Origin of the sequence: Streptomyces sp. NPDC018000 (assembly GCF_044328025.1) — a bacterium.
Taxonomy (GTDB): domain Bacteria; phylum Actinomycetota; class Actinomycetes; order Streptomycetales; family Streptomycetaceae; genus Streptomyces.
On record NZ_JBIRGM010000001.1, the window covers coordinates 499,889 to 515,544 of the forward strand.

The window sequence follows — 15,656 nt, forward strand, 5'->3', positions numbered from 1 at the left end:
ATGTGAAGCTCGGCTTGCACTACTGGAACTACTCGACACCGGCAGACCCCGCGCTCATCGCCCCGACGCTCGCGGAGTCGGTGCGGATCGCCGAACAGGCGGGCATCGCGTCGTTCACCGTGATGGATCACTACTTCCAGATGGAGACCGGGCAGACCGTCGCCGACGAACCGATGCTGGAGGGGTACACCACGCTCGGCTATGTCGCGGCGGTGAGCGAGCGCATGACGCTCGGCCTGATGGTCACGGGAGTGATGTACCGGCACCCCGGGCTGCTGGCGAAGATCGTCACCAGCCTCGATGTGCTGTCGCGCGGCAGGGCCAGGCTGGGCATCGGAGCCTCCTGGTACGAGCGGGAGCAGTACGGGCTCGGAGTGCCGGTGGTTCCGATGGCCGAGCGGTTCGAACGGCTGGAGGAGGCGATCCTGATCTGCCTCCAGATGTGGAGCGACGACAACGGCCCGTTCCGGGGCCGTCATTACCAGCTCGCCGAGACGCTGTGCGTGCCCGAGCCGATCGGCGAGCGACCGCCGATCATGATCGGCGGCGGGGGCGAGAAGAAGACCCTGCGATTGGTCGCCCGATACGCGGACGCCTGCAATCTGTTCGCCACCGACCAGGAAGAAGTGGCCCACAAGCTCGATGTGCTGCGCGCCCACTGCGATATGGAGGGCCGTGACTACGACGCCATCGCGAAAACCGTGATGTACAACGGCCCGGTGCTGTCCAAGCCCGACGCGTTCCTCGCGGATGCGGAGGCGTACGCGGGCCTGGGGATCAGTGAGATCCAGCTGCTGCCGGACCGGCACCCGGTCAGCTTCACCCACCAGGTCGCCGAGCACATCGCGCCCCGGACCGCGCTGATCGGATAGCGCCGGACCGGGAACGAACCGGTCGCGGTGGCACCCCGGCCGGGGGAGGCGACGCCCCCCAAAAAACCTTTTCGCCTGATCGCTTCACCCGGTACGGTCTCGATCACTGCCACTGCGGGGAGCCTCAGGAGTTCTGCGCGGTCGCCCCGGCCGTCCCCGCGTTGAGAGTTGGTTTTGTCGATGGCATGTCGTATCAGTGAACTCGTGCTCGGTTGCCATGACCCCGAGGCGCTGGCGCGGTTCTGGTGCGAGGTCCTGGACTTCGTAGTGCTCGATCGTGAAGGGGACGACTGCATCGAGATCGGGCCGCGCGAAGGATTCGGCGGCCCGCAGCCGACGATCATTCTCCTCCGCGGGGACAAGCCGGAGCCGGGGAAGTCCCGGCTGCATATCGACGTCAACGCCACCGACCGCGATCAGGACGCCGAGCTCGAACGCCTCCTGAAGCTCGGGGCACGCCCGGCCGACATCGGCCAGACCGGTGAGGAGCCGTGGCACGTTCTTGCCGACCCCGAGGGCAATGAATTCTGCCTGCTCAAGGCCCGCCTCAATCCGCTCTGACGGCTCCGTTTCCCCGGTGCGGCTCAGGGACTTTCGAAACACGCCCTGGATCACACCCTCGCCCAGTGCTGAGTCGATTTCGACGGCTCGCAGGACGCCAGGACCGGCCAGGTGGCACTCTCGTCGAGACACAGGCTGCTGTACAGGTTCACGACGGTGCTGCTGGTACCCGTGCGCCAGCTCTGGCCGGTCCCGGAGCCGCAGTCGGCCATGTACAGCTGGTTGATGTTGACACTCAGGCACTTGCCGGTGGACTCGTTGTACAGCTTGTAGGAGCCGCCCGAACCGGCCTTTGTGGTCCAGTTGGTCGCCGGGCTGTCCGCGCAGGTGGCGAACACGGCGCCGAAGTTCACGGCCAGGCACTTGCCGTAGCCGGCGTCCCTGAGCTGGAAGTAGCCGCTGGGTGCGGGCGGTTTCGGCGAGGTCGCGCCGGATGCCCCACCGGAACCGTTGGAACCACCGGAACCGTTGGAACCGCCGGAACCGTTGGAACCGCCGGAACCGTTGCTGCCGCCGGAGCCGCCCGCGTCACCCGACCCGCCGGAGTTGCCGCCGACGGCGCCGGAACCGCCGGAACCGCTGGAACCGTTGCTGCCGCCGGAGCCGCCCGCGTCACCCGACCCGCCGGAGTTGCCGCCGACGGCGCCGGAGCCTTCCGAGCCTCCCGCTCCAGCGCCGCCCCGGGAGCCTCCTGCGTCGGAACTCCCGCTCTTTGATGCGGACTTCCTCGGTGACGGCGTGGCGTCCGACGGGACTCCACCCGAGGCCGACAGTGTGGGAGTGAGCGACGCCGGGACGGAGACGGACGGGGGCGCCTTCGCCCCCGTCTCCGGGGAGGACCCGAACGGCAGGAGCTGCACGGCGAGCGTCGTGCCCGTCGCCACGACCACGACGGGGATGACGCTGAACAGCACACGGGTCCCCCGCCGCTCCGGACGGGACTCGGGCTTCCGCTGGTCCTCGGACGGCGGCTCCTTTTTCGCCCGCTCCCCGTTCTCCCCGTTCTCCTCCTCCTTCGGGTTCTCCTGCTTCTCCTGTTTCGGCCCGGCGAGCGGAAGCGTCGCTACGGACTCGGACGGTAGGGCCTCGACGTCCGGCACGCTCGCGGCGAAGGCGGCCCGTTCGGCCAGTCGCCCGGTGACCGCCTCCGGCCAGAGTGGCGGCTCGAACGGCCCGTGCGTCGAAGCGAGTTCGAGCAGTTCGGCGGCGGTGGGGCGGGCCTCGGGGTCTTTGGCGAGGCAGGAGCTGACCAGATCGGCGAGCTCCGGATCCAGGTCTCGTACGGCCTGGAGGTCAGGCTCCTCGTGCACGATGCGATACAGCACACCGTGCCCGGACTCGTCCCCGAACGGCGGCCGCCCGCCCGCCGCGTACGCGGCCACCGAGCCCAGCGCGAACACATCGACGGCGGCGCTCAACTCAAGTCTGCCGGAGGCCTGTTCGGGCGACATGTAGGCGGGCGTGCCGACCACCATGCCGGGTCGGGTCAGCTGGCTCTGGTCGGCGGCCCGGGCGACCCCGAAGTCGATGAGGGTGAGACCGTCGAGGGTGAGCATGACGTTGGAAGGCTTGACGTCCCGGTGGACCATGTCAAGCGCGTGCACGGTCGCGAGCCCCGAGGCCGCGTCCCGCAGCAGCAGCCACAGCGCGTCGAGGGGCAGGGGGCCGCCGTTCAGCTCGACGGCCTCGCGCAGGGTGAGGCCGGGGACGTACGCGGTGGCGAACCACGGCGGCCGGGCGGTGCGGTCGCTGTCGAGCAGCGGTGCGGTGGCCTCGGCGGGCAGCCGGGAGAGGTTGTCCAGCTCGTGGCCGAAGCGTCGCAGGAAGTCCTTGTCCTCGGCGACCACGGAGGGCAGCAGCTGTTTGACGGCCGCGTACCGGCCCTCGTACACCCCGAGGTACACCCGGCCCATGCCGCCGGCCCCGAGCCGGCCGACCAGCGGGATCGCCCCGATCCGCCGCGGATCCTCGTCCTCCAGCGGCTCGGCGCCACTGCCGGTCAGGTCTGGCACGTCTTCCCCGTTCACGGTCACCTTGGATCGGTTGTACGGCCGCGGGCGCGTGCCCGCCCGTTCCGTTGTCTATTTCAGGAGCATCGGGGAGGTCCACGATTCCCGCAAGGCCGAGGATCAGCCATACGTTCGGTTCGCCGACGGCATCAGCGAACCGTCGCAGCCTCGACAGAGCCGCGTCCCCGACCTCACGGGTCAGTGGACCTAGACACCGGTGGTGCCGTCGACGATCTCCCGGATCACGTCGAGGTGGCCGTTGTGCCGCGCGGTCTCCTCGATCAGGTGCAGGACGATCCAGCGCAGATCGGGGTATCGGCCGTCCCTGCGCGGACGCTCGGCCGGAGTGTCCAGGTCGTGGGAGGCGACGAGTTCGCGATAGCGGGTGGTCCGTTCCTCGTACGCCGACAGAACATCGGCGAGCGGCATGTCCACCGCGATGCGCATCTCACGGTCGGGGTCCTCGTCCGTCCACGGCCCTTCGTCCTCGCCGCCGAGGAAGGCCACCTCGAACCAGTAGTACTCGACCCAGCTGAGGTGGTTGATCAGCCCGGAGACCGTCATCAGGGGGGAGCCGGGCAGGGGGGCCCGGCGGGCGTCTTCCGGTGAAATGCCCTCGCACTTCGCGCGTGCGGTGTCGCGAGCGTAGTCGAGGAAGGTGGCCAGCTGGGTGCGCTCGTCCCATGTGGGAGGCGTATCGGTGCGTGTCATAGGGGGAAACGATCTGCGATCCGCAGCCCCCTGTCCACCGCGTTGTTTCATTGGGGCCCGGCCCTGGGTCCGTGGGCCCAAGCCCGGGCGGGCGGGGGTGATTACGCTCGTACGCGACCAACCATGAGCCCACTGACCAGGCGCCCGCCATGGGCGCCTGTCCGGTGTGCCCATACGCGCATGGATCTGCACGCTCCACCTGTTTCCGCTGGGCGGCCGCTTCTCGTTCGATGCTGTTCGCCCGAAGCGGGGTGGCCACACTTTCATGGGGTGATGTGTCGATGAGTGACGGTTTCTTCTACTCGTACCACCTCGGCTGGAGCCGACCGGATGCCGAGTCGCTCTTCGGCGATCTCGACGCGGCGGGACTGCGGCTCAGGCACCCCGTCACCAGGCGGGTCACGCTCCTCGGCCCGGGGCCGGATCCGCGGGGGATCCCTTCGTGGGTGACGAGGGAGCAACTCGTGCTCCTGGCCGGCCTGCAGCGGCTCGACAGGGTCGACTTCCTGCTGTGGGTGAACAGCGGCACCGATGTTCCGGCGCGCATCCGGCGGATGGGGGACGGAGTCGTCGCGCTCGAATTCGGATTCGGGCGGCTGACGCGGGACGAGCAGGAGGTGGCCGCGCGGGCGATCCGGGAGGCGATAGGGCGGGCTTCCGTTCTCTGCATCGGCTTCGTGGTCGACCGGGAGGGCACTTCCGCGGCGACCGATTGGAGCGGTGTCGTCATCAACGGAACGACGTTCTTCGACAGTTGGCCGGACACACTTGCCGTACGGCATCAAATCGCGGCGATGCAGCCGCAGTTGTCCGGTGTGGAGTCATTCGACCAGTCGCCGTGGATGCTGTTCGGGAGCGAGGTGCTCAGCCGGTAGCGGCGTCGGCCCCCTGAACCTCTCAACCTCTCCATGTCTGCAACTCCGCGCGAAATCGGCAACTTTGAGCCTTGCATTGGGCCCTGAGGCCCATGCCCGAAGGGTGCCGGTGTGGTCGGATGCGTGGAGTGGCTGAACTGTGGCTGTACACCGGCAAGCTGGGGGACTCGTCGTGTCTGGCATAGGCGGATTTGTGGTTTCGGGTGGCGCCGGTGGAGGTGCTGCCGTGACTCGGCAGGGCAGGCAGCCGCTGCCGCGCCCGTTGCAGGCGGTGTTGATCCTTGTCCGGGTCCTCTTCGCGGCCGCGGTCCTGGGTGGCGCCGGTGTGCTGACGGTGGCGTCGGCGGTCAATGAGGTCGACGGCCAGCTGTTCGGGCTGCTGCTGTACGCGGCGCTGCCGAGCGTGACCGCATGTGTGCTCTCGCTGTATGTGCGGACCGGCGGCATCTGGATCTGGCGCGGACTCCTGGCCGTGCACGTCTGGCTCACCCTCGGTGCGCTGGCGACCCTCGGCCAGGACGGCGGCGGGCGAGGCGTCACCCAACTGGTGATGCCCGTAGTCGTCGTCGTCCTGCTGTTCCGGCCGAGCTCACGCGACTGGTTCGAGCTTTCCCTCGAACAACGGTCGCCGCACCGGCGGTTCAGCATCGCGCGGATGATCAAGTGGCGCCGCGACGACGACGGTCAGACCGCGATGGAATACCTGGGCATGGTCCTGGTGGTCGTGGCCCTCATCGGTGGACTCGTCGCCACGGGGGTCGGCGCCCAGCTGACCGGTGAGATGCGCAACGCGATCTGCCAGTTGACCGGTAGCGCGTGCCCTGCGCCCGGCGGCGATGTGGTGGCGGGGGACGGGAAGAACTCCGGGGGTACGGAGTCCGGAGGTGCGGAGTCCGGGAGTACGGAGTCCGGAGGTACGGAGTCCGGGGGGTCCGGCTCGGACTCCGGCGGGTCCGGGCCAGGAGGGTCCGACGCGGCCGGTGGTTCCAGCGCGGCCGGTGGTTCCAATGCGGCCGGTGGTTCCAATGCGGCCGGTGGTTCCAATGCGGCCGGTGGTTCCAACGCCGCCGGCGGCTCCGGCTCCGGCTCCGGCAGTTCCGGCGGAGGCGACACCGCCACCCAGGTCGACAACGGCGGCGACGACGTGGACACCTCCGGCGAGCCGGACGGTGGCGACGACATCGACGACAGCGGCAACGACAGCGGCAACGACGGCGGCAGCGGCGGCGACGAGAAGCCCGGCGAGAGCTGCACCTCCGGCGTCGGGGCGTTCTTCTCCTGCGCCGCACACCAGACCGGCGGCTTCTTCGAGGGCCTGATCGGCGACGGGCTGTGGGGCGACATCACCGGCACGTTCGACACGGTCATCCACCCCGTCGAGGCGTGGAACGGCCTGATGGACTACGGCAAGAGCCTCGGCGACAAGTGGAGCCAGGACTCCAAGGACGCCGGGGACAAGTGGTCCAAGGGCGACTACCTCGGCGCGGTCTGGGACTGGACCAAGGCGTCCGGTGGTACCGGGGTGAAGGTCCTGGACGACATGTTCATCGGCGACGACGTCCGCGACATGTGGGAGAGGGGCGACGAGGGCCAGGCGATCGGCACCGGCCTCTGGAACATCGGCTCTCTCTTCATCCCGGGCTACGGCGAGGCCAAGCTCGTCGGCAAGCTCGGAAAGCTGGGCAAGTTCGGGAAACTCGGCAAGCTCGGCGAAGTGGCCGAGAAGGCGTCCCAGGCCGCGGCCAAGGCGAAGAAGGCCGCCAAGGCGGGCGATGTCGAGGGCGCCGAGAAGGCCGCGAAGGAAGCGCAGCAGCACGCCGACGACGCAGCCGAGCAGGCCGGACTCAAGGGCTGCACCGTCGGCATGGGCGGCCGTGTACGAGTCCCGTACGGCAGCGGTGCGGGCATGGGGCTGTCCGGCTCGGGCATCGGCGTCATGGCCGCGGCCCGCACGTCCGTGCCCTTCGGGGTCCTCGCCGGAAAGTGCGACGAGGTCGACCCGGAGAAGAAGGCCGCCGCCGAGGAGGCCCAGAAGCAGGCCGACGAGGCGGACAGGGCCGCGAAGGCGGCCAAGCGCCGGAAGGCTCTGGAAGCCGCCCAGAACCAGCCGAAGCCGGCCTGGTACAAGGACCTCAAGGACCCGCCGGCCGGGGCCAAGGACGGCGGCGCGGGTAACTGGCAGGAGATCAAGCCCGGCGTCTGGAACTACCCGACCGAGATGGGCGCCCGCTATCAGGAGCAGATCTCCAAGGTGGGCCGCGGCAAGGAGTACCGGGTTCCGCTGGACAAACTCACCGGCAAGCCGGTCGACTTCGACGGCTGGGACGCCTCGCGGGGCACCTACCTGGAGGCGAAGTACGGGTACAAGGGCAAGGACTACTACAACGCCGACACCGGGACGCTCACGTCGAAGGTCGCCGACCGGTGGGCGGACCAGGCGAGCCGGCAGGTCGACGCGGCACGCGGCAAGCCGGTCGAGTGGCACCTGTCCGACCCGGACGTCGCCGAGGCGGCGCGAGAGATGTTCGAGGACCGCGGCATCCCGGTTAAGGTGATCCACACCCCGGGGGACGTGACCGGCTGAACGCCGGACGGGGGTGTGGAACCGCAGACCGGAGCCCGAGGAGAACGTGTCGTGCTGAACGTCGTAGTCAACGGTTTCTGGGGCCCCCGCGGGGAATCGGTGCCGGGCATCGCCGAGCGCTGGTCCGGCACGCTCACCGCGCTCAAGGACATCGACGGCCCGACGTTCGACGTATGGCACGAGGCCGGTGACGACCTCCCGTCCGATCCCGTGCTGGAGCCCTCGGTCCCCGCACTGGCGGAGTACATCGAGCGGAAGAACACGGGTCCCGACCTCGACGTGGTGGGCTACACGACGTCGCTGTGGGCGCAGAACCCCGCTGCGGCGCGGGTATCCATGGCCATTCACGCGGGCAGTACCTCGCACTACGCGGTGAACTCCGTCTCGCTCGCCTTCCGGTCGCGCGAGGTGGACGAAACAGCGGAGGTGATCCGGCGCGCTCCGGAGATCCTGCGTCTCCTCGCGGAGAACTGGGAGATCGACGCCGGGCAGGTGTACGACAGGCCCCAGTACCGGGCGGTGGCCGAGCGGTTCGACCTGGCGAACAGCGACCCCCGCTGCGGCCGGGCGGTCTTCCTCTCCGCCGGCCGTGCCGCCCTCGCACCCGAGGGGCTGCCCGGAACGTACGTCCGCACCGCACACGGCGGACTGGTCATCGACCTCACCCGTGGCGGTACGGAGTCCCCGGCCATCGAGACCGTCATCGAGGCGAACACGCAACTGCGGGAGGCCGGAGCGCTGGAGAGGCTCCCGGTGCCGTTCGACCGGGCCACGTTCTGACGACCTCGCCGACGACTGGCACCGCGACGCCGCTGACAATCGTGGGCGAGGTCGTGATACCCGCGCGCCCGTGAGCGGCGTGTCTCAGAGCCATCCCCGCATCGCCGTGAATCCGGGGGTCGAGTAGGAACCGCACAGAGAGTGCAGTTTGGTGTCACATGATTTGACAGTCGCCGCTGGCTACCGCTGCGACGGTGATCGCCTGGGCACTGATCCGATCCGCCGTGGAGGCGGAATCGGTCGATTGCGCCCCCTCGGGCCGATCCGATGACCGGATGCGAGCATATCGGGGTAAACCGGCACGTCGATCCAATCGGGCTCACTCCATCATTGCGCCTCCCCATTTCGCCCCCTTACCGTCATGATCCGGCGCCCGCCGGAACGACAAAGAGAGGGAACGAAGCATGACGGATCGCCTGTATCTGCGACACTCCACCGACAAGCAGACGAATGCCCGTCAACTTCATGCTCTGAATCATCTACTCAAGTCCGGCGCTCCCAAGTATGAGGACCCGGCGACGTCGTCCCGCGTCTACGCCATCAACCGGTCGGGGTTCCGCGGGCTGCTCGACGAGGCGGCGGTCGGCGACACCATCCGCATCGCGGACGCCGCGCGGCTGTTCCGCTCGACCAAGGACGTCATCCAGATCCGCGAAGTCTTCCAGCGGCGCGGCCTGCACCTGCGCATCGCGACCGGCGCCTGGTCCGGCTTCGACCTGGCGGCCGACGAACCGCAGACCAAGCTGTTCGTCACGATGCTCGCCGGGGTCCTGGAGTTCCAGCGCGACATGATCAGCGAGAACACCAAGGAGGGCGTCGCCGCCGCCGAGGCCGCGGGCAAGACGCTGGGCCGACCGGCCGCGCTCGACGAGGACCAGGCGGCCGACATCGTCGACGCCTACGCCAAGGGCACCGCGGTCAAGGCGCTTGCCCGGCAGTACAACGTCGCGCCCAAGACCATTCGCAGAGTGCTCGACGCGGCCGGCGCCCGCGACATCAGCTACGTCCTGGAGGAGTCCGACGGCGCGGCCATCGACGCCGAGCACCAGGAGCAGACGCCCGATCCCGAGCAGCCGCACACCATCGACGTCCCGGGCCTGCTCGCCGAGCACCTCAAGGCCACCGAGACGGCCGAGATCCGCGACGCGCTGCGCGACGGCAGGACCATCCGCCGCGGGCAGGGCTACTCGGTGCGCGTCACCGCTCCGCTCGCGCTCCATCAGGCCACGCTCAAGCAGTGCGCCGCCCTCGCGGGCGGGGGCGGCGCCCCGGCCGTACGCAAGGCATACCGCACCTATGCCGACCGGATCGCCGCGGCAAGGAGGAAGAAGTGAAAGGCCGTCACGGGGCCATGGCACATTTCCGCCGTATTCCGGAACCTCGGAGGGGGGAAGTGCTGGCTGGGGCTTGAGATCTACCTGCCGTTGCTTTACAGCGGCTTGTCGGCGCTCCAAATGGCCGTTTTTCAGATGTGCTCCAGGGAATAGATATAAAGACAGACTGGTGAAGTCACGTCTGGAAGGTGCATGACGTGCACGTCCGTTGGCGTCCATCCTCGCATCGGCCATCCGTACGTCATCAGCAATGATCCGCTGATCTTTCTTTCTTCGATGCGCTTTCTCAACTCATCATTAGTTTCGGGGTTGAGGAAGGCGAAAAGTACATCCGCTCGCTTGATTCGGGCATCTTCCATGGCGCCCTCCGTTATGCGGATGGCGTGCTGCATGCCCGCTTTGGCGATCCGTGACCGTGCTGCGGCTGCTGTCTGCGGATCCAACTCTAGGCCGAGGCCGCAGGCGCCAGTGGCCTTGCAAACGTCGAGGAGCACGGTCGCGTCACCGCATCCGATGTCAACAAATAGGCTGTGGTGCGACAGCCCCGCCAGTCGCACAATCTCCGTGGTGACGCGCTCGGGAGTCTGAACCAGATGAGCTGTTCGCGGGACCAGGGTCTGCGGCAGGTAAGAATGCCGCAGTAAAGAGACAGGTGCCGTGTGCTCGTTTCCGATCACGGCGTGTGGCACCACTCCCGAATGCAGGGCGAGCACTTGGCCGACTCTTAAAGGGGTCCTTCGGATCCCTGCCTGTGGGAGATAAATCTCCATTTCCGCTCCTGCGTCAGCCTGGAGCGTCATATACGCCTGCACTGCGAAAGATTTAACGTCCAGCCATCTTTGAGGGTTGGAGTCGGGTAGTCCTTCCACGATCTCAGCTGTTCCCATCGGAAGAAGTTTCCCGAAAGATTCCTCTAGGACCTGGAGGAGCTCCACATGTAAACCTGTTCGATAAGCGGCCGGGCTCAAAGCTGGGCGCCCGGTTAGGTCCAAAGGGCCCTCGGGAGTCATCATGCCTTCGGCCTGTCGAAGAAATCTCACCTCTTCTGGGGACAACCATGCAGCATGGGCTACCGGGTCGGCGACTTCGAGGCGCGCCAGAGTTCGCAGGGCCAGGTTGACACGCTCTCCATCCGGCTCCTCTGGGCTCGGTACTTTACCGTCGGGGGCCAAGCGGCCCAGGGACGACTTGAGTAGCCAGCCGTAGGCGATGCGTTCGGTGGGGGTGAGGCTGGGTAACACTGCAGATACGACATCGGCGTGCGCTGATTCATCAGGGCGTTTCACTGAGAAACCTCAAGGGCTTGATCATCTGATTGGTGGTCAGGTCGTCTCGCGTACCGAGCGGGACAAGATCAGCACAGCGGGCAGAACCATCAGCAGACCGACCACGAGGATCGTGCTGGCCGGGCTGAGTAGGAGCCCGGCAACTCCACCCACGGCGAAGCCCGCAGGGACGGCCGTCAGGTTAACCGCGCGGTACGCTGCTGTTGCGATGGGCCGGTCCTTCTCGGCGATCGCGCGAGCACGGAACGCCTGGATCCGGACCAGAACCACGCCCGAGCAGAACTCGTCCAGCACGAAGCCGACCAGCACGATCACCAGCCCCTCCATGCCGCCGACGTACACACCGACGCCCAGCAGCGCGTACGAGGCGACCGCGCCGCAGCCGAAGACAGAGGTGCCCAGCCCGCTGCGCAGCGAGGTAGGCAGCCGCTCGGCGGCCCAGGCTCCGACCGCAGCGAACAGCACCGCACAGGTACGGATCACGCCATAGGACGCCGCAGCGACGGGGGTCCGGTCGAGGAGCGCGATGAGCAGCAGTGCTTCGATGACGCACTGGCCGAAGTTGTAGGACACCGCCCACACCGTGATGATCCGCAGGGGCGGGGTCCGGAGATTGAGGCTCAACCCGCGGCGCAGTGTGGAAGGTGGGGTGGCCGTCGTTTTGCCGCCGACCGTACCGGAGGCGGCATACAGCCGTGGAATCCGCAGCAGCAGCCCGCAGGCCCCCAGGGCCAGGGCCGCGGCCACGCCGAACGTCTGGGAGACCCCGATCGCGGCGAGCCCCAGCCCGGTGAGGAAGGGAGCGGCGGCGTCGGCTGTCGACTCGGCGATGCCCAGCCTGGCGTAGATCCTCGGTAGCTTCTCGTCCGCGAAGACGGCCGGCACCAGCACTTGTGTCGCCACGGAGGTCAGGATGGAGGCACAGGCCAGCGCGATGTTCGCGACGGCGAAGATGCCCAGTCCGATCCCGGAGCTGACGGCAAGGGCGAGCGCCGACAGGACGAAGGCAGCGACGCGCAGCAACTCCGAGCCGAGCATGACCGTCCGCAGGTCGTACCGTTCGACGACGCGCGCCGCGCTACGGGCCAGCAGGACCTGCGGCGCGAAGCGGCAGACGCCCAGTGCCGCGATGACGAGCGAGTTGGCGCCCAGTGTCGACACGGCCACGAACGGTACGGAGAACTCCACCGCGGCGATGGCGAAGTAGGACAGGAAGTTGGCGACGGGCAGGGCGGTCGCCAACGAGTCGTCGTGCCGGGACGCCTCGGTGTTCGTGGTCATCGGGCCTCAGGCTTCTACGAGTAGTCCGGCGCGCAGGCAGTCGAGGACGAGGCGGGAGGCGCTGTCGGCCGCCGCCGTCTCCCGCTCGCATAGGTCGAGGAACAGTTGCCGGTCCACCGGACTGGAGGCGTTCTCGTCGCTCAGCAGGTAGCGAGCCCCGGCACCGGTCCCGAACACGGCCATGACGACCGACTCTGGACGCCGCACCTTGATGGGTCCGGAGGCTGGTGTGGCGAACAGGCACTCGTCGGTGAGCAGATGGTCAACCACCGGATGTCGGACGAACTCCAGCGCGTCGTCGGCGGAGTCGATGATGGGCTGGCCCGGCCCGTTGAAGGAGGTGTTGATCAGGACCGGCACCTGCCCCAGATCGGCGACCCGGGTGAGGAGATCGTGCACAGCTGGGTTGTAGTCGGCGGAGACGGTCTGCACCCGGGCGGTCCCGTCGGTGTGCGTCGCCTCGGCCAGGACGGCACGGAACTCGTCACGCACCACGAAGTTGAAGTTCATGAACGGGGACTGGTCCGGTCCCAGGAAGTACGTGTGCAGATCCTCCTCCCGCACGATGGGGGCGACCGGCCTCCAGTCCTGACGTCGCTTGAGCCGATTCAGCTTCGCCCGGGCATCGTCGCAGGCGACGGGATGGCACAGCAGCGACCTGTTGCCGAGGGCGCGCGGGCCGAACTCCGCACGTCCGGCGTAGCGGGCCACCACCGTCCCCGCCGCGATGACCTCGGCGGCCCGGGCCACACTCGCGTCGGTGTCCCCCAACCGGGTGAGCGGCGTATAGCCATAGCTCCCGGCGTGTTCAGGGGTGATCCTCTCGGCCGGACGACCAAGGAAGTCACTGCGCAGGCGGGCGGTGGGAGCAGCGCGGCCCTTCCGGGCGCGGGCCCAGCCAAGGAAGGCGGCGCCGACGGATATTCCCGCGTCGTGCGGGCACGACGGCACATACATATCACGGACCTCGGGCAGCTCCGAGATCGCGGTGTTCGCCGTCAGATTCAAGAAGACTCCGCCGGCACAGCAGATGTCTGGCAGGCCGGCCAGCCCGACCGCGCGCCGCGCGTGATGGGTGAGTAGCCTGGTGAACGCCTCCTGCACGGCCGCTGCCACGTCCGCGCTGTCGACGGGGTCCGGGCCGGCCTCGAACAACTGCCAGCCGTTCCTGATCCGCGGCGGCGAGCCCGCAGTGACGATGTCGCCCGCCACCAGTTTCGGCGGCCGGTTCACCGGGATCCCCGCCAACGCCATGAGCTGGCCGTGGGCGTGCTCCTTGCGGAACAGGAACCGCGCCACGTTGTCGTAGAGACTCGCCTCGCCTTGCACGAAGACGTCCGGCTGGTTGTGGGGCTTGCCGAACGCGCGGTCGAGCAGCTCGAAGCGGCCACCGCGGAAGGCGTAGATGGACCGCATCTCCGTGAACAGCTCGCCTGCCGACGCGTCCACGTCCGCGTAGTACCTGCTGAAGAACTGCCCGAATGGCAGGTCGTAGTCCGCTCCGTCCCACGACGTCGTCCCCGCACTGTCCGACACGAGCACCGTCGCCTGGGGATAGCCCGACGGATAGACCGCCGACGCGGCGTGCGCCAAGTGGTGGGACACGACGTGGTGGCGGACGTCGAACGGGTCGAAGGCCGAAAAGCCGGGAGAAATCAGCGGCCGCTGGAATCCGACCGCGGAGGGCCCGGCAGCCTGGAACGAGCTGACGATGACGTCGACGTCGTCGATCGTCAGCCCGGCAGCGCCCAGCGCCACCTCGATCGGCAGCCGGCTGGAGAGGAACTCCTGACCGTCGTACTTGCGGCGGGTGACCCGTTCCTGCTGGATGGCGGAGACCAGCCGTCCGTCCCGTACGACCGCGCACGAGGACTCGTGTCCGCAGTGGATTCCGAGGGCGACGGTCACCGGCGGTAGTTCTCCAGAGGTGCTCCCTCCGGCATGAAGCCAAAGGTCAGAATCGTGACACGTTCGTCCTCCCGGATGGGCGTGCGGCTGTGCGCCTGAGTACCCGCTAGGAAGATCACCACTTCACCGGGCTCCAGTTGCAGCCGCTGTTCGCTCCCGTCGGCGAAGTGCATATAGAGCGCCGACGGCTCGGCGAGACCCGGCGGAATCTCGTGTTGGAGCATCATCAGCACGTTCAGCGAGAAGATGTCCGTGTCGATGTGCGGGATGATTCCCTGGCCGGCGTCGCGGTAGAACAGATAGCTCGCGATACCGGTCGCCTCCGCCTTGGGCACCACCGACGCCACGAGCCGCGCCAGGTCCTCGCTCGTCGCGATCCGGTCCGCGACCGTGCCGCCCATGCCGAGATAGTGCTCGTCGAACGGCACGGCCTTTTGTCCGACCTGCTCTGCCTCCGCGACGAGTGCGCCGAGCAAGTCGTCGGTGAGGAACTCCGGACGCCCCCGGTACTGGATGCCACGGGGATCGGCGACGTCGTACGGGCACAGGATTTCGAGCGCTTCGGACACCGCCCGGCGGCCCCGCTCGGAGCCCGGGTCCTTGTCCGGGACCAGCCGTCCAGCCGACAACCCTAGGATCAGCTTCAGATTCGCCTGTTCGGCGGGCGTGAGCGTGCGGTGCAGTTCCGCGAGCCGCTGCCCCATCGCCGTTGTGTCGGTCATGCCGCACTCCCGATGGTCCGGTAGCCGAAGGACACCAGCCGGATGGCCTCACCGGCGACGGTGCGTGTGCGCTGGTGGGTGACGCTGTCGGCGAAGAAGACGAGTGATTCGCCCGGCTCCAGGTGAACGTGCAAGGCTTCCTGGTCGGGCGGGTAGAGGATCAGCTCAGACTGCCGACGGTCCGGCCGGTGTTCCAGCATCGTCAGTACGTTGAGCGAGAACTCGTCCTTGTCGACGTGCGGGTCGATACCGAGCCCCGGTTCGTCGTAGTAGAGGTAGTTGGCTTTGTACGTGGGAAGGACGGGCCCGACCTGAGACGACAGGTAGTCGTTGACCGACTGCGACAGCGCCAGCTCTCGCGCGATAGGGGCGCCCGAGGCGACGTAGTGGTCGTGGAAGCGCTCGGCGCGCACCCGGTACGCCAGGGATTCCCGGTCAAGTACGGCGAGGTCGTCGTCCGAGAAGAACGGCCCCCGGCCGCAGAACACCACGCCGGTGTCGAAGTCGGGCCGCAGATTGCCGTGGAGCTTGGGCAACGAGTGCTGGGCGGCGGTCAGCGCCGCGTCGCGCAGCGGCTCGGAAATGGCCCGGGCATGGCCGCTGAGGAGTCCCCCAGCGGCCATACTCAGCAGGAATTTCAGGTTCTCCCGCTCTGCGGTGGTGAGCTCTGACGACAGCTCGGACAACCGGTCAACCAACGTCGAACGTTCCACCGCAGTCTCCTCTGCTCAGC

At 68.1% G+C, this 15,656-nt stretch carries 13 protein-coding genes; 6 read left to right on the top strand and 7 right to left on the bottom strand.

The window, feature by feature from the left end:
• The first annotated feature begins 2 nt into the window (after nucleotides 1-2).
• Together ACH4EW_RS02495 and ACH4EW_RS02500 are read left to right on the top strand one after the other, a co-directional pair.
• A complete protein-coding gene (locus ACH4EW_RS02495) occupies nucleotides 3-872 on the top strand; it encodes an LLM class F420-dependent oxidoreductase (protein ID WP_398250279.1) in 870 nt (289 codons plus the stop codon).
• Nucleotides 873-1,052: 180 nt separating this feature from the next.
• Complete coding sequence (locus ACH4EW_RS02500; protein WP_398250281.1) at nucleotides 1,053-1,433, top strand: VOC family protein; 381 nt, start codon at nucleotides 1,053-1,055, stop codon at nucleotides 1,431-1,433.
• Between the two features lie 50 nt (nucleotides 1,434-1,483).
• Here ACH4EW_RS02500 and ACH4EW_RS02505 read toward each other — a convergent pair whose 3' ends face one another.
• On the bottom strand, nucleotides 1,484-3,460 hold the full coding sequence (locus ACH4EW_RS02505) for a protein kinase (protein WP_398250283.1): 1,977 nt from the start codon (nucleotides 3,458-3,460) through the stop codon (nucleotides 1,484-1,486).
• Nucleotides 3,461-3,649: 189 nt separating this feature from the next.
• Nucleotides 3,650-4,153: a DinB family protein gene (locus tag ACH4EW_RS02510; RefSeq protein ID WP_398250285.1), complete on the bottom strand. Its 504-nt coding sequence runs from the start codon at nucleotides 4,151-4,153 to the stop codon at nucleotides 3,650-3,652.
• Nucleotides 4,154-4,434: 281 nt separating this feature from the next.
• On the opposite strand from ACH4EW_RS02510, the gene ACH4EW_RS02515 reads away from it, so the two are divergent.
• The 4 genes from ACH4EW_RS02515 to ACH4EW_RS02530 all read left to right on the top strand — a co-directional run bounded on the left by ACH4EW_RS02515 (nucleotide 4,435) and on the right by ACH4EW_RS02530 (nucleotide 9,726).
• Complete coding sequence (locus tag ACH4EW_RS02515) at nucleotides 4,435-5,028, top strand: hypothetical protein (RefSeq protein WP_398250287.1); 594 nt, start codon at nucleotides 4,435-4,437, stop codon at nucleotides 5,026-5,028.
• A 226-nt stretch (nucleotides 5,029-5,254) separates the two neighbouring features.
• Nucleotides 5,255-7,612: a Tox-REase-5 domain-containing protein gene (locus tag ACH4EW_RS02520; RefSeq protein WP_398250289.1), complete on the top strand. Its 2,358-nt coding sequence runs from the start codon at nucleotides 5,255-5,257 to the stop codon at nucleotides 7,610-7,612.
• Nucleotides 7,613-7,663: 51 nt separating this feature from the next.
• Entirely contained in the window at nucleotides 7,664-8,392 is a 729-nt protein-coding gene (locus tag ACH4EW_RS02525; protein ID WP_398250291.1) for an Imm52 family immunity protein, read from the top strand.
• Between the two features lie 404 nt (nucleotides 8,393-8,796).
• Nucleotides 8,797-9,726: a recombinase family protein gene (locus tag ACH4EW_RS02530; RefSeq protein ID WP_398250293.1), complete on the top strand. Its 930-nt coding sequence runs from the start codon at nucleotides 8,797-8,799 to the stop codon at nucleotides 9,724-9,726.
• A gap of 131 nt (nucleotides 9,727-9,857) precedes the next feature.
• Here the strand turns inward: ACH4EW_RS02530 and ACH4EW_RS02535 are convergent, their stop codons facing one another.
• The 5 genes from ACH4EW_RS02535 to ACH4EW_RS02555 are packed head-to-tail and all read right to left on the bottom strand — an operon-like array spanning nucleotide 9,858 to nucleotide 15,636.
• Complete coding sequence (locus tag ACH4EW_RS02535; protein WP_398250295.1) at nucleotides 9,858-11,012, bottom strand: SAM-dependent methyltransferase; 1,155 nt, start codon at nucleotides 11,010-11,012, stop codon at nucleotides 9,858-9,860.
• Nucleotides 11,013-11,048: 36 nt separating this feature from the next.
• Nucleotides 11,049-12,293, bottom strand: coding sequence for a hypothetical protein (locus ACH4EW_RS02540; RefSeq protein ID WP_398250296.1), 1,245 nt, complete (start codon nucleotides 12,291-12,293; stop codon nucleotides 11,049-11,051).
• A gap of 6 nt (nucleotides 12,294-12,299) precedes the next feature.
• Complete coding sequence (locus ACH4EW_RS02545; protein WP_398250298.1) at nucleotides 12,300-14,201, bottom strand: carbamoyltransferase C-terminal domain-containing protein; 1,902 nt, start codon at nucleotides 14,199-14,201, stop codon at nucleotides 12,300-12,302.
• Nucleotides 14,198-14,923 (bottom strand): hypothetical protein, encoded by a 726-nt coding sequence (locus ACH4EW_RS02550; RefSeq protein ID WP_398250300.1) that lies wholly within the window; start codon nucleotides 14,921-14,923, stop codon nucleotides 14,198-14,200. Before ACH4EW_RS02550 ends, ACH4EW_RS02545 begins: the two co-directional genes overlap by 4 nt.
• The gene (locus ACH4EW_RS02555; protein WP_398250302.1) at nucleotides 14,920-15,636 is read right to left on the bottom strand and encodes a hypothetical protein; all 717 of its coding nucleotides are present in this window, start codon (nucleotides 15,634-15,636) and stop codon (nucleotides 14,920-14,922) included. Before ACH4EW_RS02555 ends, ACH4EW_RS02550 begins: the two co-directional genes overlap by 4 nt.
• Between the last annotated feature and the right edge of the window lie 20 nt (nucleotides 15,637-15,656).

Bases quoted from the DNA above. Each gene is read 5' to 3' on its own strand.
- ACH4EW_RS02550 (WP_398250300.1), bottom strand. From the start codon at position 14,923: ATGACCGACACAACGGCGATGGGGCAGCGGCTCGCGGAACTGCACCGC.
- ACH4EW_RS02540 (WP_398250296.1), bottom strand. From the start codon at position 12,293: ATGACCACGAACACCGAGGCGTCCCGGCACGACGACTCGTTGGCGACC.
- ACH4EW_RS02530 (WP_398250293.1), top strand. From the start codon at position 8,797: ATGACGGATCGCCTGTATCTGCGACACTCCACCGACAAGCAGACGAAT.
- ACH4EW_RS02515 (WP_398250287.1), top strand. From the start codon at position 4,435: ATGAGTGACGGTTTCTTCTACTCGTACCACCTCGGCTGGAGCCGACCG.
- ACH4EW_RS02500 (WP_398250281.1), top strand. From the start codon at position 1,053: ATGGCATGTCGTATCAGTGAACTCGTGCTCGGTTGCCATGACCCCGAG.
- ACH4EW_RS02510 (WP_398250285.1), bottom strand. From the start codon at position 4,153: ATGACACGCACCGATACGCCTCCCACATGGGACGAGCGCACCCAGCTG.